The 17,310-nt window shown below is 70.2% G+C and carries 22 protein-coding genes; 19 read left to right on the top strand and 3 right to left on the bottom strand.

Features of this window, described 5'->3' with window-relative positions; all coding sequences use genetic code 11:
* Positions 1 to 60: 60 nt before the first annotated feature.
* From sufD to PBV52_RS10740, 6 genes are read left to right on the top strand one after another with little or no spacing between them, the layout of a single operon-like run.
* Positions 61 to 1,242 carry a Fe-S cluster assembly protein SufD gene (gene sufD / locus PBV52_RS10765; RefSeq protein ID WP_274238087.1) on the top strand — a complete coding sequence of 394 codons (1,182 nt, stop codon included), beginning with the start codon at positions 61 to 63 and terminating at the stop codon, positions 1,240 to 1,242.
* On the top strand, positions 1,242 to 1,559 hold the full coding sequence (locus PBV52_RS10760; RefSeq protein WP_234764573.1) for a non-heme iron oxygenase ferredoxin subunit: 318 nt from the start codon (positions 1,242 to 1,244) through the stop codon (positions 1,557 to 1,559). Before sufD ends, PBV52_RS10760 begins: the two co-directional genes overlap by 1 nt.
* Positions 1,560 to 1,566: 7 nt before the next feature.
* Positions 1,567 to 2,331, top strand: a complete 765-nt coding sequence (gene sufC / locus PBV52_RS10755; RefSeq protein WP_274238086.1) for a Fe-S cluster assembly ATPase SufC — start codon at positions 1,567 to 1,569, stop codon at positions 2,329 to 2,331.
* On the top strand, positions 2,328 to 3,584 hold the full coding sequence (locus PBV52_RS10750) for a cysteine desulfurase (RefSeq protein ID WP_274238085.1): 1,257 nt from the start codon (positions 2,328 to 2,330) through the stop codon (positions 3,582 to 3,584). The genes sufC and PBV52_RS10750 overlap by 4 nt, the downstream gene beginning before the upstream one ends.
* A 21-nt stretch (positions 3,585 to 3,605) precedes the next feature.
* The gene (gene sufU / locus PBV52_RS10745) at positions 3,606 to 4,073 is read left to right on the top strand and encodes a Fe-S cluster assembly sulfur transfer protein SufU (RefSeq protein WP_062710285.1); all 468 of its coding nucleotides are present in this window, start codon (positions 3,606 to 3,608) and stop codon (positions 4,071 to 4,073) included.
* On the top strand, positions 4,070 to 4,402 hold the full coding sequence (locus PBV52_RS10740) for a metal-sulfur cluster assembly factor (RefSeq protein WP_057618336.1): 333 nt from the start codon (positions 4,070 to 4,072) through the stop codon (positions 4,400 to 4,402). Before sufU ends, PBV52_RS10740 begins: the two co-directional genes overlap by 4 nt.
* Positions 4,403 to 4,467: 65 nt before the next feature.
* On the opposite strand, the gene PBV52_RS10735 is transcribed toward PBV52_RS10740, so the two are convergent.
* Complete coding sequence (locus PBV52_RS10735) at positions 4,468 to 5,298, bottom strand: AbfB domain-containing protein (protein ID WP_274238084.1); 831 nt, start codon at positions 5,296 to 5,298, stop codon at positions 4,468 to 4,470.
* 214 nt (positions 5,299 to 5,512) lie between these two features.
* Between PBV52_RS10735 and PBV52_RS10730 the strand changes: the two genes are divergently transcribed.
* The 6 genes from PBV52_RS10730 to PBV52_RS10705 all read left to right on the top strand — a co-directional run bounded on the left by PBV52_RS10730 (position 5,513) and on the right by PBV52_RS10705 (position 9,826).
* A complete protein-coding gene (locus PBV52_RS10730) occupies positions 5,513 to 5,833 on the top strand; it encodes a multidrug efflux SMR transporter (protein ID WP_274238083.1) in 321 nt (106 codons plus the stop codon).
* Positions 5,833 to 6,369, top strand: coding sequence for a TetR/AcrR family transcriptional regulator (locus PBV52_RS10725; protein ID WP_274238082.1), 537 nt, complete (start codon positions 5,833 to 5,835; stop codon positions 6,367 to 6,369). The genes PBV52_RS10730 and PBV52_RS10725 overlap by 1 nt, the downstream gene beginning before the upstream one ends.
* Before the next feature lie 124 nt (positions 6,370 to 6,493).
* Positions 6,494 to 7,483: a 2,3,4,5-tetrahydropyridine-2,6-dicarboxylate N-succinyltransferase gene (dapD, locus tag PBV52_RS10720; RefSeq protein ID WP_274238081.1), complete on the top strand. Its 990-nt coding sequence runs from the start codon at positions 6,494 to 6,496 to the stop codon at positions 7,481 to 7,483.
* A gap of 125 nt (positions 7,484 to 7,608) precedes the next feature.
* On the top strand, positions 7,609 to 7,848 hold the full coding sequence (locus PBV52_RS10715) for a hypothetical protein (protein WP_274238080.1): 240 nt from the start codon (positions 7,609 to 7,611) through the stop codon (positions 7,846 to 7,848).
* 203 nt (positions 7,849 to 8,051) lie between these two features.
* A complete protein-coding gene (locus PBV52_RS10710) occupies positions 8,052 to 8,609 on the top strand; it encodes a SigE family RNA polymerase sigma factor (protein WP_274238079.1) in 558 nt (185 codons plus the stop codon).
* Positions 8,606 to 9,826 (top strand): WD40 repeat domain-containing protein, encoded by a 1,221-nt coding sequence (locus PBV52_RS10705; RefSeq protein ID WP_274238078.1) that lies wholly within the window; start codon positions 8,606 to 8,608, stop codon positions 9,824 to 9,826. Before PBV52_RS10710 ends, PBV52_RS10705 begins: the two co-directional genes overlap by 4 nt.
* Here the strand turns inward: PBV52_RS10705 and dapA are convergent, their stop codons facing one another.
* Positions 9,827 to 10,729, bottom strand: coding sequence for a 4-hydroxy-tetrahydrodipicolinate synthase (gene dapA, locus PBV52_RS10700; protein ID WP_274238077.1), 903 nt, complete (start codon positions 10,727 to 10,729; stop codon positions 9,827 to 9,829). It abuts the gene before it with no gap.
* A 176-nt stretch (positions 10,730 to 10,905) separates the two neighbouring features.
* On the opposite strand from dapA, the gene PBV52_RS10695 reads away from it, so the two are divergent.
* The 7 genes from PBV52_RS10695 to PBV52_RS10665 all read left to right on the top strand — a co-directional run bounded on the left by PBV52_RS10695 (position 10,906) and on the right by PBV52_RS10665 (position 15,201).
* Positions 10,906 to 11,040 carry a hypothetical protein gene (locus tag PBV52_RS10695; RefSeq protein ID WP_274238076.1) on the top strand — a complete coding sequence of 45 codons (135 nt, stop codon included), beginning with the start codon at positions 10,906 to 10,908 and terminating at the stop codon, positions 11,038 to 11,040.
* Positions 11,037 to 11,732: a hypothetical protein gene (locus tag PBV52_RS10690; protein WP_274238075.1), complete on the top strand. Its 696-nt coding sequence runs from the start codon at positions 11,037 to 11,039 to the stop codon at positions 11,730 to 11,732. The genes PBV52_RS10695 and PBV52_RS10690 overlap by 4 nt, the downstream gene beginning before the upstream one ends.
* Positions 11,733 to 11,785: 53 nt before the next feature.
* A complete protein-coding gene (locus PBV52_RS10685) occupies positions 11,786 to 12,205 on the top strand; it encodes a phage holin family protein (RefSeq protein ID WP_274238073.1) in 420 nt (139 codons plus the stop codon).
* Positions 12,202 to 12,786, top strand: a complete 585-nt coding sequence (locus PBV52_RS10680) for a DUF3618 domain-containing protein (RefSeq protein WP_274238072.1) — start codon at positions 12,202 to 12,204, stop codon at positions 12,784 to 12,786. Before PBV52_RS10685 ends, PBV52_RS10680 begins: the two co-directional genes overlap by 4 nt.
* 195 nt (positions 12,787 to 12,981) lie before the next feature.
* Positions 12,982 to 13,683, top strand: a complete 702-nt coding sequence (locus PBV52_RS10675; protein WP_274238071.1) for an antibiotic biosynthesis monooxygenase — start codon at positions 12,982 to 12,984, stop codon at positions 13,681 to 13,683.
* An 86-nt stretch (positions 13,684 to 13,769) separates the two neighbouring features.
* The gene (locus PBV52_RS10670) at positions 13,770 to 14,450 is read left to right on the top strand and encodes a helix-turn-helix domain-containing protein (RefSeq protein WP_274238070.1); all 681 of its coding nucleotides are present in this window, start codon (positions 13,770 to 13,772) and stop codon (positions 14,448 to 14,450) included.
* Between the two features lie 16 nt (positions 14,451 to 14,466).
* The gene (locus tag PBV52_RS10665) at positions 14,467 to 15,201 is read left to right on the top strand and encodes an SRPBCC domain-containing protein (RefSeq protein WP_274238069.1); all 735 of its coding nucleotides are present in this window, start codon (positions 14,467 to 14,469) and stop codon (positions 15,199 to 15,201) included.
* A 13-nt stretch (positions 15,202 to 15,214) separates the two neighbouring features.
* Here PBV52_RS10665 and PBV52_RS10660 read toward each other — a convergent pair whose 3' ends face one another.
* Positions 15,215 to 17,041 carry an endonuclease/exonuclease/phosphatase family protein gene (locus PBV52_RS10660; protein WP_274238068.1) on the bottom strand — a complete coding sequence of 609 codons (1,827 nt, stop codon included), beginning with the start codon at positions 17,039 to 17,041 and terminating at the stop codon, positions 15,215 to 15,217.
* Positions 17,042 to 17,310: the final 269 nt, after the last annotated feature.

Raw genomic sequence — 17,310 nt, 5'->3', positions numbered from 1 at the left:
CCGCCTCGCGGGCGGGCCGAGGATCTCAACTGACGTAGGAAAGAGAGCAGACCGACAGCCATGGCTGAGGCTCAGAACATCCCCGTGGGGTCCACCACCGCGGGCCAGATCGCGGTGGCCGCCGAGTCGACCGTCGCCACGCGCATGAGCGCGCCCCCGTCCTTCGACGTCGCGGACTTCCCGGTCCCGCACGGCCGCGAGGAGGAGTGGCGGTTCACCCCGCTGGAGCGCCTGCGCGGGCTGCACGACGGCACCGCCGTGGCGACCGGCGACGGCCTCCAGGTCACCGTCGAGGCCCCCGAGGGCGTCACCGTCGAGACCGTCGGCCGTGACGACGCGCGCCTCGGCAAGGCGGGCACCCCCGTGGACCGCGTCGCCGCCCAGGCGTACTCGGCGTTCGAGAAGGCCGGTGTCGTCACCGTCCCCAAGGAGACGGTCCTCACCGAGCCGATCCGTATCGCCGTGCACGGCGAGGGCGGGGTCGCCTACGGCCACCAGGTCGTGGAGCTCGGAGCCTTCGCCGAGGCCGTCGTCGTCATCGACCACACCGGTGACGCGGTGCTCGCCGCCAACGTCGACTACATCCTGGGCGACGGCGCCAAGCTCACCGTCGTCTCCGTCCAGGACTGGGACGACAAGGCCGTGCACGTGGGCCAGCACAACGCGCTGATCGGCCGGGACGCCACCTTCAAGTCGTTCGTGGTCACCTTCGGCGGCGACCTCGTACGCCTCCACCCGCGTGTCGCCTACGCCGGCACCGGTGGCGAGGCCGAGCTGTTCGGCCTCTACTTCACCGACGCGGGCCAGCACCAGGAGCACCGCCTCCTGGTCGACCACAACACCCCGCACTGCAAGTCCAACGTCGCCTACAAGGGCGCGCTCCAGGGCGACGACGCGCACGCCGTGTGGATCGGTGACGTCCTCATCGAGGCCAAGGCCGAGGGCACGGACACGTACGAGATGAACCGCAACCTGGTTCTGACCGACGGCGCCCGTGTCGACTCCGTGCCGAACCTGGAGATCGAGACCGGCGAGATCGTCGGCGCCGGCCACGCCTCCGCGACCGGCCGCTTCGACGACGAGCAGCTCTTCTACCTGATGGCCCGCGGCATCCCGGCCGACGAGGCCCGTCGCCTGGTCGTGCGCGGCTTCTTCGCCGAGCTGGTCCAGCAGATCGGCGTCGACGACATCGAAGAGCGCCTCCTCGTGAAGATCGACGAGGAGCTGGAGGCCACGGTCTGATGGCTTTCGTACGCGCCTGTGGGCTGAGCGAGCTGGAGGAGGACACCCCCAAGCGGGTGGAACTCGACGGCACGCCGGTCTCGGTCGTGCAGACCGAGGGGGAGGTGTTCGCCATTTACGACATCTGCTCCCACGCGAACGTCTCGCTCTCCGAGGGCGAGGTGGAGGACTGCCAGATCGAGTGCTGGCTGCACGGCTCCAGCTTCGACCTGCGCACCGGCAAGCCGTCCGGCCTCCCCGCGACGCGCCCCGTCCCCGTATACCCCGTAAAGATCGAAGGGGACGATGTTCTCGTCTCCCTCAACCAGGAGTCCTGAGGCACCCATGGCAACGCTTGAAATCCGAGACCTGCGCGTCACCGTCGAGGCCGACAACGCCACGAAGGAGATCCTCAAGGGCGTCGACCTCACCGTGAAGCAGGGCGAGACGCACGCCATCATGGGCCCCAACGGCTCCGGCAAGTCGACCCTCGCCTACTCCCTCGCGGGTCACCCGAAGTACACGATCACCGGCGGCACCGTCACCCTCGACGGCGAGGACGTCCTGGAGATGTCCGTCGACGAGCGCGCCCGCGCCGGCCTGTTCCTCGCCATGCAGTACCCGGTCGAGGTCCCCGGCGTCTCGGTCTCCAACTTCCTGCGCACCTCCGCCACCGCCATCCGCGGCGAGGCCCCCAAGCTGCGCACCTGGGTGAAGGAGGTCAAGGAGGCCATGGAGCGCCTCAACATGGACCCGTCCTTCGCCGAGCGCAACGTCAACGAGGGCTTCTCCGGCGGTGAGAAGAAGCGCCACGAGATCCTCCAGCTGGAGCTGCTCAAGCCGAAGGTCGCGATCCTCGACGAGACGGACTCCGGTCTGGACGTCGACGCCCTTCGCATCGTCTCCGAGGGCGTCAACCGCGTCCGCGAGACCGGCGAGGTCGGCACCCTGCTGATCACGCACTACACGCGCATCCTGCGCTACATCAAGCCCGACTACGTCCACGTCTTCTCCGGCGGCCGCATCGTCGAGTCCGGCGGCGCCGAGCTCGCGGACAAGCTGGAGAACGAGGGCTACGAGGCCTACACGAAGGGTGGCGCATCCGCGTGACACAGCTGCCGGGCCTCCTCGACACCGAGGCGCTCCGCAAGGACTTCCCGATCCTGGACCGCGTCGTCCACGGCGACAAGAAGCTCGTGTACCTGGACAACGCGGCGACCTCGCAGACGCCGCGCCAGGTGCTCGACGTGCTCTCCGAGTACTACGAGCAGCACAACGCCAACGTCCACCGTGGCGTGCACGTCCTCGCCGAGGAGGCCACGGCGCTGTACGAGGGCGCGCGCGACAAGGTCGCGGAGTTCATCAACGCGCCCAGCCGCAACGAGGTGATCTTCACCAAGAACGCCTCCGAGTCGCTCAACCTCGTGGCGAACATGCTCGGCTGGGCCGACGAGCCCTACCGGGTGGACCACGAGACCGAGATCGTCATCACGGAGATGGAGCACCACTCCAACATCGTGCCGTGGCAGCTGCTCGCGCAGCGCACGGGCGCGAAGCTGAAGTGGTTCGGTCTCACCGACGACGGCCGCCTCGACCTGTCCAACATCGACGAGGTCATCACGGAGAAGACGAAGATCGTCTCCTTCGTGCTAGTGTCGAACATCCTGGGCACCCTCAACCCGGTCGAGGCGATAGTGCGCCGTGCGCAGGAGGTCGGCGCGCTGGTGTGCATCGACGCCTCGCAGGCCGCGCCGCACATGCCGCTGGACGTGCAGTCGCTCCAGGCCGACTTCGTGGCCTTCACCGGCCACAAGATGTGCGGTCCGACCGGCATCGGCGTCCTCTGGGGCCGCCAGGAGCTGCTGGAGGACCTGCCCCCGTTCCTGGGCGGCGGCGAGATGATCGAGACGGTGTCGATGCACTCGTCGACGTACGCTCCCGCCCCGCACAAGTTCGAGGCGGGCACGCCGCCGATCTCGCAGGCGATCGGTCTCGGCGCGGCGATCGACTACCTCAACTCGATCGGCATGGACAGGATCCTCGCCCATGAGCACGCGCTCACCGAGTACGCGGTGAAGCGGCTGGGGGAGGTCCCGGACCTGCGGATCATCGGCCCGACCACGGCCGAGGACCGCGGCGCCGCGATCTCCTTCACGCTCGGCGACATCCACCCGCACGACGTGGGCCAGGTCCTCGACGAGCAGGGCATCGCGGTCCGGGTCGGCCACCACTGCGCCCGCCCGGTCTGCCTGCGCTACGGAATTCCTGCGACCACGCGAGCGTCGTTCTATCTGTACTCCACGCCGGCCGAGATCGACGCTCTGGTGGACGGCTTGGAGCACGTACGGAACTTCTTCGGCTGACGGGACGGGACGAGCGATCGCATGAAGCTGGATTCGATGTACCAGGAAGTCATCCTGGACCACTACAAGAACCCGCACGGGCGTGGTCTGAGGGATGGCGACGCAGAGGTACACCACGTGAACCCGACGTGCGGCGACGAGATCACCCTCCGCGTGAAGTACGACGGCACCAAGATCGAGGACGTCTCGTACGAGGGCCAGGGCTGCTCGATCAGCCAGGCCTCGGCGTCCGTACTGAACGAACTGCTGGTCGGCAAGGACCTCGCGGACGCCCAGAAGATCCAGGAGACCTTCCTGGAGCTGATGCAGTCCAAGGGCCGGATCGAGCCGGACGACGCGATGGAGGAGGTGCTGGAGGACGCGGTCGCGTTCGCCGGAGTCTCCAAGTACCCCGCCCGGGTCAAGTGCGCCCTCCTGAGCTGGATGGCGTGGAAGGACGCGACGGCCCAGGTGCTGGGCGGAGCCGACGCCGAAAGGAAGACGGCATGAGTGACACCGTGGAGATGAAGCCGGCCTCGGAAGAAGAGGTCCGTGAGGCGCTGTACGACGTCGTCGACCCCGAGCTGGGTATCGACGTCGTCAACCTCGGCCTGATCTACGGCATCCACATCGACGACGCGAACATCGCGACGCTCGACATGACCCTGACCTCGGCGGCCTGCCCGCTGACGGACGTCATCGAGGACCAGGCCAAGTCCGCCACGGACGGCCTCGTCAGCGAGCTGCGCATCAACTGGGTGTGGATGCCGCCGTGGGGCCCGGACAAGATCACGGACGACGGTCGTGAGCAGCTTCGGGCGCTGGGATTCAACGTCTGAGTTCGTCCGTACGACTGTGCAGTGGCCCTCGGCGGTTTCGCCGGGGGCCACTCGCGCGTCCGGGCTCAGGCCAGCCCCGCCACCAACCGGAACGCCGAGTCCGCCAGGTACTGGCCGCTGTGCTCGTACGGATCCAGGCGGAGCTGGAAGTTCTCGTGGCGCAGGAAACGGCCCGGGTAGTTGACCGACTCCAGCATGACCGCGCCCGAGTACGCCGCTGAGCGGGCGCAGAAGGTGGCGTCCTGCTTGAACAGGGCCGAGCCGTCGTTGCGTTCGGAGCGCAGGACGAAGTTGCGGTGGCGCAGGTAGGCGCCGTCGGCCGTGGCGAAGGAATAGCAGGAGGCGTCGGCCAGGCCCTTGACCAGTTCGAAGGTGGAGTCCGCGCGGCTCTCCGAGCCACTGACCGCGTCCAGCTTCACGTAGCCGCCGCTCGGGTGCCAGTAGCGGTCGGGATAGTTGACCGAGCGGACGGACCGCCAGGTGGTGGCCGGGGGCTTCGGGGCGTCGGGTGAACTGCCCTCGCCGGAAGTCGACTTGGACGGCTTCGGCTTCGGCTCCGGCGCGGGCTTGGGCGTGTCGGCATCCGGGCGGCGGGGTGCCTTCGTCGTCGCCTCGGCTGTCGACAGACCACTCTTGCCTTCCGGGGGTGTCTGCGACGGGGTGGCGAAGGAGATCAGGCCGGGGACCGACGCGGTGTCGTCGGCCGGTGCCGAGCGCGTCTGCGCGTCAGGTGCCCTGTCCGTCACGGCAATTGCCGTGAAACAGGCGACGATCGTCGCCACCGCCATCCCGCCCGCCAGCCAGAGGCGGCGCGTTCCCGGTGCCCGGGAGGTGTCCGGGGCCCAGCCGTTCTCCCAAGGTTGCTCCTGAGGCGGCCGGGACTTGTTTTCTGGCATGCGCTGATCCTCCAGCGGCATCACGTGACGACAGCCGCGGCTGCGAAGGCCCGGTATGTGAACGCTGAAACACTAGTGGTTACAGGGGCGTTGGAGCAGGGGTTTGGAACGAGCCGTATGCACATCGATCTCTCGGCGCCCGCGACGGTCCCGTCATCCGGAGCCGGGCAGCCGTTGTGTACACCCGTACGCAACGTTGTGTACGATCGTACACATGGGATATCTGCTGCTCGCCGGAGCCATCGCGGCCGAGGTGGCCGCCACGACCGCCATGAAGTACAGCGACGGCTTCAGCAGGCTGTGGCCGTCGCTGCTGACGGGGCTCGGATACGTCGTCTCCTTCGCCTTGCTCGCCCAGACGCTGAAGACCGTCTCCGTGGGCACGGCGTATGCGATCTGGGCCGGCGTCGGCACCGCGGCCATCGCCGCGATAGGGATCGTCTTCATGGGGGAGGGGATGACCGCCGTGAAGGCCGCCGGGATCGCGCTGATCATCGTCGGCGTGGTCGTGCTGAACCTGGGAGGGGCGCACTGATGCCCCGGCGCTACGACCCCGAGCGACGCCAGCGGATCATCGACGCGGCGATCCGTGTCGTCGGGGAGAAGGGCATCGCGGGGCTGAGCCACCGCACCGTCGCCGCCGAGGCGGACGTGCCGCTCGGCTCCACCACGTACCACTTCAAGACCCTCGACGACCTGATGGTCGCCGCCCTGCGCCAGGCGAGCGAGGGCTTCGCCAAGGTGATCGCCTCGCGTGGGGGGCTGGAGGACCCGGAAACCGACCTCGCCACCGAACTCGCCGCCTGGATGGGCGAGTGGCTCGCGGGCGACCGCACCGGCGTGGAGCTGGAGTACGAGCTCTACCTCGCCGCCCTGCGCCGCCCCGCCCTGCGCCCGGTCGCCGCCGAGTGGGCGCAGGACCTCGCCGACCGGCTGTCCCGCCGTACGGACGCGGTCACGGCGCGGGCGCTGGTGGCGCTGATGGACGGGATCTGCCTGCAGGTGCTGCTCACCGAGGTGCCGTACGACGAGGGGTACGCGCGGGATGTGTTGCGCCGCGTGATTCCTTGAGGTGCTGTGCCGTCCTGGGCGAACCCCGCGGCGGCCGGCCACACCTCACGCCGGGCGGACCGTACCCTGAGACGCCCCTCCCGCCGGTTGGCCCGGGCGGCCCCCCGCCGGTTAGGTTGCCCTCATGACCGACACGACTGCTCCTCGCACCACCGGCGCCGTGGCCGCCGGCCTCGCCACGATCGCCGCCGACGGCACTGTTCTCGACACCTGGTTCCCCGCGCCCGAGCTCGTCGCCGAGCCCGGTCCCTCCGGCAGCGAGCGGCTGTCCGCCGAGCGCGCCGTAGAGCTGCTCGGTGAGGGTGCCGCGAAGGCGATCGGTCCGGACGCCCGCCGGGGCGTCGAGGTCGTCGCGGTCCGCACGGTCATCGCCTCGATCGACGACAAGCCGATCGACGCGCACGACGTCTACCTGCGCCTGCACCTGCTCTCCCACCGCCTGGTCAAGCCGCACGGCCTGAGCCTGGAGGGCCAGTTCGGCTTCCTCGCCAACGTCGCCTGGACCTCCCTCGGCCCGGTCGCCGTCGACGACGTCGAGAAGGTCCGCCTGAACGCCCGCGCCGAGGGCCTGCACCTCCAGGTGACCTCGATCGACAAGTTCCCGCGGATGACGGACTACGTGGCCCCCAAGGGCGTCCGCATCGCCGACGCCGACCGGGTCCGCCTCGGTGCGCACCTCGCCGAGGGCACCACCGTCATGCACGAGGGCTTCGTGAACTTCAACGCCGGCACCCTCGGCACCTCCATGGTCGAGGGCCGTATCTCCGCGGGCGTCATCGTCGGCGACGGCTCCGACATCGGTGGCGGCGCGTCGACGATGGGCACGCTGTCGGGCGGCGGCAACGTGATCATCTCCATCGGCGAGCGCTGCCTGATCGGCGCCGAGGCGGGCGTCGGCATCGCGCTCGGCGACGAGTGCGTCGTCGAGGCCGGCCTCTACGTCACCGCCGGCACCCGCATCACCATGCCCGACGGCCAGATCGTCAAGGCCCGCGAGCTGTCCGGCGCCTCCAACATCCTCTTCCGCCGCAACTCGGTCACCGGCACCGTCGAGGCCCGCCCGAACAACGCGGTGTGGGGCGGCCTGAACGAGATCCTGCACAGCCACAACTGACGCCTGCCGGCGGCAACCCGGCGCGCTCACGTACGGGTTACTCCTCGTGACCTCATCGCGGTCCAGGCAGATGAACGGGTGGACGCAGTTTCCGATCACATGCCGAACCGACGAAATGAGGGCCGATGACCGGTCGAGTGAAGACGAACGCGTGGACCAGGGTCGTACTCCGCCTGGTGGTCGGCACGCTGGCCGCGGGGGCGGTGTGCTGGCTGCCGGCCGGGACCGCGTACGCCGACGAGACCAACACGGGCTCGCACAACGGACCCCGCATCGGGTTGGTCAACGTCGGGCAGGTGGATGATCCGATGGAGGATGTGCTGGAGCACTTCCTGCTCTTCGGTGACGGGTACAAGTGGGGCTGATCGCGCGCCCAGCAGTACCGGGCGGCACCGGGCAGTACCCGATGCAGCGCGGGCCGGGGCCCGTACCGCACAGGATGCGGTACGGGCCCCGGGCCGTTCCCGGAATTTTTTTCTGTGTGTCGGCATAGCGGCGGCCCGCCGCACGCGTCACCAGGAGTAGGAGAGGCGGGCGCGGGGCCGGCCCGGGGGAAGAGAAGGTGACGATGGATGCCGAAGCGCAGGACAGCTTTCGGGAGTTCGTGGAGAACCGGTCGTCCGCGCTGTTGAAGACCGCCGTGCTGCTGAGCGGCGGCGATCGGCACGCCGCCGAGGACCTTCTGCAGAACGCCCTGGTCAAGGCGGCAGACCGCTGGCACCGCATCGACGAGCCGGAGGCATACGTACGTCAGGTCCTGTACCGGCAGCAGATCAGCCGCTGGCGGCTGAAGTGGCGTCGGCGTGAACTCACCGTCGCCGAGCCGCCCGAGACCGGCGCGAGCCCGGACGCCGCGCCCGCCGCGGAGCTACGGCTGCTGATGCGCGGGGCGCTGGCCCGGCTGACGGCACGGCAGCGCATGGTGCTGGTGCTGCGCTACTTCGAGGACCTGCCGGAGGCGGATGTGGCCCGCGTCCTGGGCTGTTCCGTGGGCACCGTACGGTCCACCACCCACCGTTCGCTGGCCCGGCTGCGCGCGCTCGCGCCCGAGCTGGCGGCCTTGGGCCCGGCCGACGTCGAGTCGCAGCCGTCCCGTGACTTCTCGCCCGTGGAGGTGCGACCGTGAATGTCGAGGAACTCGTGCGTGACTCCCTGCGGGAGCTGGCCGACGAACAGACGTCGACGGGACCGGGGTTCGCCGACCGGGTCCTGGTGGTGCGCCGGCGCCGACGCACCCGGCGGATCGCCTCCGTCGCCGCGGCCACCGCTGCCGTCGTCGCCATCGGCGTCGCGGTGCCGCTGCTGGACTCCGGGAAGGAGGACGTGCGGCCCGCGGACGTCGTCCAGAAGAGCAAGGACATCGCGCACCCGGACCAGTCGCCGCCCCGCGAGCTGATCTCGGCCGGCAACACGGTGCTGGCCGCGTACTACGTCCCCCGGACCGTCAAGCACTCCGCCGACCGGGCCGAACGCGTCCGCGACTACTGGCTGCTGGACCAGAAGACGGACAAATACGTGAAGACCACCCAGTGGTCCTACGTCGCCGTCGCCCCGGGGATGAAGACCGCCGCCGTCCTGGAGCGGAACCTGCCCGCCTCACGGATCGGAATGCTCGACCTGGCCACCGGCAAGGTCGCCCGGTGGATCCAGCTCGACCACAAGGTCGCCGGACTCTCGTTCTCGCGCGACGGTCTGAAGCTGGTCGCGACGACCTACGGCGAGAACCCCGACCAGCTGGTCAAGATGCAGGGTTCCGACGGCTGGGACCAGAAGCAGCCGTCGAGCCGTACCGGCTTCTACGTCCTCGACGCGGTCTCCGGCAAGGGCTCCTGGAGCGAGGTCAAGCTCGCAGGCGACCCGAACGACCCCATGGGCGACGGCTTCATCAACGCCCGCCAGGACTTCGCGCTCAGCCCCGATGGCAGGCATGTCTGGGCCGGGAACCCCATGGGCGACATCGGCAAGCAGTTCTACGACTTCACGGGCGCCGAGGTCGAGGTACCGGCGGACCAGAAGCACCTGGAGTGGTTCGTCGACGCGTGGCAGTCGCCCAGCGGCAGACTGGTCGCCGGTGACTTCGCGGGTGAGAAGTGGAAGACGTCCTCCTGGGTCATCGACGCCCGCACCGGCCGGAAGACCGAGGTGCGCGGGCAGCAGCTGCTCGCCTGGGTCGGTGACACGTCGCTGATCGCCTGGGACATCGCGAAGGACGGCAAGAGCGAGTTCCGCCAGCGGCTCGTGAAGGTCACCATCGGCAGCGACAAGACCGTTCCCCTCACCGGCTTCCGCACGGGCAACGACGGGGACGCCGGGCGCTGGGAGCCCGTCTTCGCCGAGCGCTGATCAGTCGGTGACCAACTCCTGGTACGCCGCCAGCAGTCCGTCGACCGCCTCGCGGCCGGCGGGCCGCAGCGGTGCGCGGACGGGACCCGCGGGCAGGCCCAGTTCATGGAGCAGGGCCTTGGCGGTGACCGTGCCGGGCAGCCCCGCCGACATCATCAACTCGATGAGCGGCGTGGCACGTTGTTGGAGGCGGGCGGACACGGGGGTGTCGCCCGCCTCGAACGCGTCGAGTACCGCCCGTAGTTGGGCGGGGACGACATTGGCGACCGTACTGATGTATCCGGCGCCCCCCACCGCGTACAGCGCGAGGTTGTGCTCGTCGCACCCCGCGTAGTACGCCAACTCCGTGCGCGACAGCACCTTCTGGGCGCCGAGGAAGTCGTAGGAGCAGTCCTTCACCGCCACGACCCGCGGGTGCTCGGCGAGCCGGATCAGTGTCTGCGGCTCGATGCGGGTGCCGGTGCGGCCCGGGATGTCGTACAGCGCGAGGGGCAGTCCGGCGGCGTCGGCCACCTCGCGGAAGTGCGCCTCGACGGCGTCCTGCGGGGGCTTGCTGTAGTACGGCGCGACCACCAACAGGCCGTCGGCGCCCGCCTTTTCGGCCGCCAAAGCCAGCTCGACGGTGTGCCGGGTGTCGAAGGTGCCCACCCCTGCGACGATCGACGCCCGGCCGCCCACCGCCTCCCGCACGGCCCTGATCAGATCCGACTTCTCGGCGTCCGTCGTGGTCGGCGACTCGCCTGTCGTACCGGAGAGCACCAGCCCGTCGCACCCCTCGGACACCAGCCGGTCGGCGAGACGCTGCGCGCCGTCCAGGTCGAGCGATCCCGCCTCGGTGAAGGGCGTGATCATGGCGCACAGGGCGCGGCCGAAGGGCGGGGCGGCGGAGGGCGTCGTCGTCATGGAAGTAGTCTCGGCGGGCTGAAAGTGAAGCTCCACTTAATTCTTCTACCAGGTATTGGTAAGTGTTGCTGCGGGGTGAGTGTCCGCCGGGCCCTACGCAGGCCCTATGTCCAAACTCGGGCGTCATGGGTCACTATGGCCAGGACGGTCATCGACCCTTGGTCATGGGAGGCGTCATGAAGCTCGGCAAGGCACTCGCCACCGGAGTCGCGCAGGAGCGGCCGCAGACCCGCGAGGAAGAACCCGAACTCCAGCTCCCCGAAGAGATCGAGGAACTGAAGGCGCCCGAAGAGGTCCCGGCCGCCCGATGAGGCTGCGGCTTCCGGAGGAACGCCCGACGGAGCCGCCGACCGGATACAAGATCGCCCACCCGCTGCTGTCCCAGGACGGCACCCGGGCCGGGTTCACCGGTGTGTCGCTGGGCGGCGCGCTGCCGTACGGAGTCCTGGCCGAGGCGTCCTGCGTCTACGGCCTGCGGCACCGGGCGCCGAGCCGCCGCTGCGACTGCGGCTTCCACTGTGTGCACGACCGTACGGTGGCCGAGGCGCTGCTGTGCACGGCCGAGCACCGGGCGGCCGTACTGCTCGAGGTCACCGTGCTGGGCCGGTACATCCGCTTCGAGCGCGGCTTCCGTTACGCCCGTCAGCGGGTGCGCACCGCCACGGTCGGCCCGTGCGCCTGCGGTGCGGTCGCCGCCGTCCTGGCCGACGCCGGCTGGGGCCGCCCCGGCTGGACGGCCCTCGCCCCTGCCTGCGCGGGCTGCCTGCGCGGCCGTACGTCGGTCTCGCTCGCGGGGTTCGCGCGGCTGGGCGGGGAGGGGCTGCGGGTGGTGGCCGGGAAGGGGACGGCGTCCGTGGCGGTGGCCGGGCTCGGGGACGCCGAGGGCCTGGGCGTGCCCGAACTCGCCGCCGAGGCCGCGCTGTTGCAGGCCCGCCTCGACTGGTTCCAGGCCCAGCTGGCCCGGCTGGGCGAGCGCGGACCAGGTGGCGGACGGAAGGGATAGCGGGGGCCGGCCCGGGTACCCGGGTGTTCCGAACCGAGAGGAGGCGGATCACGGTGACCGGGACCACGGCCCCCGAGCGGGTGCGGGACGAGCGCCACTCGGTGGGTGAACTCGTCGGACAGGCCAGTGAACAGCTTTCCCGTCTCGTGCGGCAGGAAGTCGCCCTCGCCAAGGAGGAACTGGCCGAGAAGGGCCGGCGTGCCGGCCGTGGCGGCGGGCTGCTGGGCGCGGCGGGCGCCGTCGCGTACGCCGGCCTGCTGTTCCTGGCCGGGACGGCCACCGCCGCGCTCTCGTTGACGCTGTCCGTGTGGGCCGCGGCGCTGATCGTGACGGCGGTGCTGTTCGCCGTCGCGGGCCTGCTCGCCGTGACCGGCCGCGCCCAGCTGCGGCGCGCCGCTCCGCCCACGCCGGAGGAGGCCCTCGGCAGCGTCAGGGCCGATGTCGAGGAGATCAAGGGAAGGGCGCACCGATGACGGACGAGGCAGCGGGGGGCACGGGCGGCGAGGCCGCTAAGGCGGGAGCCGCGAAGGCGGGAGCCGCCAAGGCGGCCGGCGGGGCCAAGGGGCCCGAGGAGCTGCGGCGGCAGATCGAGCAGACGCGCGGCGAACTCGGCGACACCGTGGCCGAGCTGGCGGGCAAGGCGGACGTGAAGGGCAGGGCCCAGGCGCGGGCCGCCGACCTCAAGGACAAGGCGGGCGCGATGACTGTGCAGCTGCGCAGCAGCGCGGCCCAGGCGGGCCACGCGCTGCAGGACCGGGCGACGCGGGCGGGCCATGTCGTGCAGGACCGGGCGACCCAGGCCGGTCATGTGGTGCAGGACCGGGCGACTCAGGCCGGTCACGCGGTGCAGGACAGGGCCACCCACGCGGGCCACACCGTCCAGGACAAGGCGACGCACGCGGGCCACACCGTGGAGCACGGCGTGCCGCGCCCCGTCCGCACCGTCGTTCAGGCCGGGCTGCGGCACCCGCGGCCGGTACTGATCGTCGGGGCGGCGGTGGGAGCGGTGGTCGCGACCGAGGTGCTGCGCCGGCGACGCCACGGCCATCACTGAGGCGCCGGCGGGACGAGTAGGGGCACTGGGCAGCAGGCAGTGGGCGGCAAGACGGCGCGGGACCGGTCACCGGTCCCGCGCCGCGCTGCGCGATCCAGTGAACCCTCGTCCTCCATGGTCCCACTTGACCTCAAGTCCGGTTGAGGTCGAAAGGTGATCGGCGCACGCATCGACCGCCGATTCCCGGAGGCCCCCATGACCCGCCGCACCGACACCCACCCCGACCTCACCCGCCCCGAGGTCGGCGCCCCCTTCTTCAGTACCTGGCGAGTGGGCACCCCGCTCCGGCAGAAGCAGAGCGTCGAGGCGATCGCCGGCACCTGGGAGGGCCGCTCCTGGCCCGCGGACGACCTGCTCGGCTACTACGTCTACACCGGCCATGACGCCTCCACCCTCCTGCACTACTCACAGTGGGCGAGCGAGCAGGCGTACGAGGCCTTCGTGAAGGTCCACCGGCAAAAGCGCAACGACGAGATCGACACCGCCGTACCGGGCATCGAGCGACTGTGGCTCGGCCGCTACCGGCACTACCGCAGCGCCCGCCGCGAGGGCGACCCGCGTGTCCCCGGCTGCATCGTGGTCGTCGACATCGAGTTCGAGGGCCCCGACCCCGACCGGCAGCGCGCCTGGGTCGACGCCGTCTTCGAGGCGCTGGAGAGTGAGCCGAACCCCCATCCCGGCGGTATCTCCGGCCACTTCCACCTCAGCACCGACGGCACCCGCGTCCTCAATTACGCCGAGTGGGAGAGCGCCCAGGCCCACATCGACGCCCTCGCCGCCCCGGGCGACGGCATCGGCTCGGCGACCGAGCTGTGGCACCGCGTGCAGAACTGGCCGGGGCTGAAGAGCAGCACGGTCAGCCGGTACGACTACGCCCTCGGCCTCGTCCCCGACTGACTCTGACGAGACGGCCGTACACCAGACCTCCAACCGACAAGTCGAACCGTCTGGACAAAAAAAGTTTTCGGTGGGACGGTGGATCCATGCTGGACGTCACCGTGATCGAGGACCCCGAGGCCGCAGCCGTCTCCCTGGACCCCATAAGGGCCCGGCTGCTCGCCGAACTGGCGGCCGGGCCCGCGTCGGCCGCCATGCTGGCCGGGAAGGTCGGGCTGCCCCGGCAGAAGGTGAACTACCACCTCAAGGCGCTGGAGCGGCACGGCCTGGTCGAGCTGGCCGGTGAGCGGCGCAAGGGCAATGTCACCGAGCGGCTGATGCGGGCGACCGCCGCGTCGTACGTGATCTCGCCGCTCGCGCTCGCCTCCGTGCAGCCGGACCCGGACCGTTTCCGGGACCAGCTCTCCGCCCGCTGGCTGCTCGCGCTCGGCGCCCGGCTCGTGCGGGACGTCGGTTCGCTGATCACCGGCGCGGCGAAGGCCCGCAAGCGGCTGGCGACGTATGCGCTGGACGGCGAGGTCCGTTTCGCCTCGGCCGCCGAACGGGCCGCGTTCATCGAGGAGTTGACGGCGGGCGTGAGCGCGTTGATCCGCAAGTACGACGCGCCCGACGCCGAGGGCGGCCGGGATCACCGGATCGTCGTCGCCGTACATCCGACGGTCAAACCCACGGCCGATCCCACGGCCGATCCCACGGCCGATCCCACGGCCGATCCCACGGCCGATCCCGCGGTCGAGGATCAGCCCGCCCAGGAAATCGAGCAGTAGGACTCAGGAGCCCATCATGTCCAAGGAATTCGAGATCGCCCGCGAGTTCGAGGTCGACGCCACCCCTCAAGAGGTGTGGGAGGCGGTCACCACCGGGACCGGTGGCTATCTGTGGCCGATGGAGCCGCCGGAGCCCAAGGTCGGCGGCAAGGGACCCTTCGGGTCCACGGTCACCGCCTGGGACCCGCCGCACCGCTACACCAACCGCGTCGAGGACGTCGAGGGCATCGCCGAGCAGACCGCCAACCAGCTCGACTACACCATCGAACCGCGCGACGAGGGCCGGCGCGCCTGGGTGCGGTACGTGCACAGCGGGATCTTCGTCGACGACTGGGACAACCAGTACGACGGTGCCGCCAAGCACACCGACTTCTATCTGCACACCCTGCGCGAGTACCTGGTTCACTTCGCGCCCCGGCCGGCCGCCTTCGCCACGTTCGACGGGCCCGAGGGCTCGAAGGCCGCCGACGCCCTCGCCGCCGTCGGGCGGGCGCTCGGAGTCGGGGAGGACGTGGCCGCCGGGACGCGGGTGACGGTTCACGGGCCCGACGAGTTCGACGCCGTGGTCGACTTCCGCAACCCGTACTTCATCGGGCTGCGCACGGACCGGGGCCTCACCCGCTTCTTCGGGCGCAACCACTGGGGCTACCCGGTCGGCATCTCCCTGCACGACTTCACGCCGGGCGCCGACATCAAGGAGTGCGAAGCCGCCTGGCAGGGCTGGCTGAACGGCATTTTCAGCCAGCCCTGAGACTCACCGGAGGTTACGGGCGGAACCGCAGCACCTGCGGGTCGTGGTCGCTGATCTGGTCGTTGAACTCCGAGTTGACGTGCACGCTGTCGTACTCGAAGTCGCAGGAGCGCCGGATCGACGGGCTGATCAGGATCTGGTCCAGCGTCTGGGCGTTGCCCTGGTAGACGTACGAGTAACGCTCGCTCTTGGGCAGCGACTTGATCGCCGACCACAGCGCGCCGCCGTCCTCCAGCCGCTCGGCGGTGCCGGAGAACTCGAAGTCGTTGATGTCGCCGAGCGTGACGACATCGGCGTTCTTCTGGACGGCCAGGATGTCCTTGACGAAGGCGTTGACGGCACTCGCCTGGAGGTGGCGCTGGGTCTCCGAGCTGCGGGTCGGCGGCTGGTACTGCGCGTGCAGCGACTGGTCGCCGCCCTTGGAGGCGAAGTGGTTGGCGATCACGAAGACCGTGCGGCCGCGGAAGACGAACTCGCCGGCCAGCGGCTTGCGGCTGTTGGTCCAGGCGGCGTTCGCCGGGTCGATACGACCGGGGGAGACCGTCAGGGCCGCCTTGCCGTTCGCCTTGGTCACGCCGACGGCGGTCGTCGCGTCGCCGCCCGCGCGGTCGGTGAAGGAGACCCGCTCGGGGTTGAACAGGAACACCTGGCGGATGTTGCCGCCCGGCTCGCCGCCGTCGGCCTTGTCGACCGGGTCGATGGAGCGCCAGTCGTACGCCGGGCCGCCCGCCGCGACGATCGCGTCGATCAGCTTCTGCACCGTCTGGTCGGCGGCGACCGTACCGTCGTTCTTCGCGCCGTTGTTGTCCTGGATCTCCTCCAGGGACACGATGTCGGGCGACTGGAGGTTGTTCACGATCGCGGAGGCGTGCTCGGCGAAGGTGGCGTCGGACGGGTCGAGGTTCTCGACGTTGTAGGTCGCGACCGCCAGCTCGCCGCGCCCCTGCTTCTGGGTCGTCTCCCGCTTGATGCCACCGCTCTTGAGCGTGCCGAGCTCGCTCGCGACGAGGGTGTAGCCACCGAACTGGTTGTAGTCCAGCGGGCCGGTGGTGGAGCCGGCGAGGGTGTCGCCGACGTTCGCGACCGGGAAGTCGGCCGTGGCGCCCAGGGACTGGATCTGCAGGCGTCCGGTGTTCTGGGACTCGTAGGAGCCGTAGACCGTGCCGCCGCGGCGGTTGCGGTGCTCCCACGGCTTCACCGTGACCCACAGCTCGCTGTACGGGTCGGTCGCGGTGACCACGCGCGCGTCGGCGACCTGGACGTTCATGCCCTCCAGGGACTCGTAGTGGTCGAGGGCGTACTTCGACGGCTGGAGCGTCAGGCCGTTGACCGAGCCGTTCGCGGCGGTGTCGCCGGCCGGGGCGTACGCGTCCGGCACCGAGTCCTCGTCGACGACCGTGGCGGCCGGGACGGCGTTGCCGCTGGAGACGACGGTGACCGTCGGCTTGGTGATCTCGGTCAGCGACTGGTTGCCGGAGGAGGCGCCGCCCGGGACGTACTCGGCGACCGTGCCGGAGACCAGGACCGAGTCGCCGACGGCGACCTTCGGGACGGAGCTGGTGAAGACGAAGACGCCCTCGCTGGTGGCCGGGTCGGCATCCGCGTCCGGATCCTGGATCCAGAAGCCTCTGGAGGAGCCGTAGGTGCGCACGCCGGTGACGATTCCGGCCACGTCCGTGACCTGCTTGCCGGCGTACGGGGATATTCGGGTGCTGCCCTGGACGTCATGGATGCGCACGGAGTCCGCGTGCGCGGGCGCGGTGAGGACAACGGTGGAGGCCGCGGAACAGACGGCGGCGACGGTGAGCGCGGCGAGACGCGCGGTCTTCTTGCTCGGCAACGGGATCCCTCCGGGGACGTGAATGAGCGCCGGGACGAGGGTGGTGCGTGGAACGGTGGGTGCAGGCGCGACCGGTGGGGCGGTGGCGACGCGCGTAGAAAATACAGTGAACAGATGTCCGCCCGGTTTCTACGCGCGTCAATCTCCTGCCTGCTCAAGCCACTTGTCAAGGTTTCGGCCATGTACAGCTCCCGACCGGGAGATGAACCGGGCGGCATGGGTGGAAATCCGTCTAGGCTGAGCGGTTGAGCCGTGATGTGTAGCGGCTG

Origin of the sequence: Streptomyces sp. T12, assembly GCF_028736035.1 — a bacterium.
Taxonomy (GTDB): Bacteria; Actinomycetota; Actinomycetes; order Streptomycetales; family Streptomycetaceae; genus Streptomyces.
This window is presented reverse-complemented; position numbering and strand designations above follow the sequence as displayed.

Excerpts from the sequence above, each read along its gene's own strand:
- PBV52_RS10690 (WP_274238075.1), top strand. The coding sequence starts at position 11,037 with ATGAGGCTGCGGCTTCCGGAGGAACGCCCGACGGAGCCGCCGACCGGA.
- PBV52_RS10760 (WP_234764573.1), top strand. The coding sequence starts at position 1,242 with ATGGCTTTCGTACGCGCCTGTGGGCTGAGCGAGCTGGAGGAGGACACC.
- sufC (WP_274238086.1), top strand. The coding sequence starts at position 1,567 with ATGGCAACGCTTGAAATCCGAGACCTGCGCGTCACCGTCGAGGCCGAC.
- PBV52_RS10675 (WP_274238071.1), top strand. The coding sequence starts at position 12,982 with ATGACCCGCCGCACCGACACCCACCCCGACCTCACCCGCCCCGAGGTC.
- PBV52_RS10735 (WP_274238084.1), bottom strand. The coding sequence starts at position 5,298 with ATGCCAGAAAACAAGTCCCGGCCGCCTCAGGAGCAACCTTGGGAGAAC.
- PBV52_RS10680 (WP_274238072.1), top strand. The coding sequence starts at position 12,202 with ATGACGGACGAGGCAGCGGGGGGCACGGGCGGCGAGGCCGCTAAGGCG.
- PBV52_RS10715 (WP_274238080.1), top strand. The coding sequence starts at position 7,609 with ATGACCGGTCGAGTGAAGACGAACGCGTGGACCAGGGTCGTACTCCGC.
- dapD (WP_274238081.1), top strand. The coding sequence starts at position 6,494 with ATGACCGACACGACTGCTCCTCGCACCACCGGCGCCGTGGCCGCCGGC.
- PBV52_RS10695 (WP_274238076.1), top strand. The coding sequence starts at position 10,906 with ATGAAGCTCGGCAAGGCACTCGCCACCGGAGTCGCGCAGGAGCGGCCG.
- PBV52_RS10725 (WP_274238082.1), top strand. The coding sequence starts at position 5,833 with ATGCCCCGGCGCTACGACCCCGAGCGACGCCAGCGGATCATCGACGCG.
- PBV52_RS10665 (WP_274238069.1), top strand. The coding sequence starts at position 14,467 with ATGTCCAAGGAATTCGAGATCGCCCGCGAGTTCGAGGTCGACGCCACC.
- PBV52_RS10740 (WP_057618336.1), top strand. The coding sequence starts at position 4,070 with ATGAGTGACACCGTGGAGATGAAGCCGGCCTCGGAAGAAGAGGTCCGT.
- PBV52_RS10710 (WP_274238079.1), top strand. The coding sequence starts at position 8,052 with ATGGATGCCGAAGCGCAGGACAGCTTTCGGGAGTTCGTGGAGAACCGG.
- PBV52_RS10730 (WP_274238083.1), top strand. The coding sequence starts at position 5,513 with ATGGGATATCTGCTGCTCGCCGGAGCCATCGCGGCCGAGGTGGCCGCC.
- sufU (WP_062710285.1), top strand. The coding sequence starts at position 3,606 with ATGAAGCTGGATTCGATGTACCAGGAAGTCATCCTGGACCACTACAAG.
- PBV52_RS10670 (WP_274238070.1), top strand. The coding sequence starts at position 13,770 with ATGCTGGACGTCACCGTGATCGAGGACCCCGAGGCCGCAGCCGTCTCC.
- dapA (WP_274238077.1), bottom strand. The coding sequence starts at position 10,729 with ATGACGACGACGCCCTCCGCCGCCCCGCCCTTCGGCCGCGCCCTGTGC.
- sufD (WP_274238087.1), top strand. The coding sequence starts at position 61 with ATGGCTGAGGCTCAGAACATCCCCGTGGGGTCCACCACCGCGGGCCAG.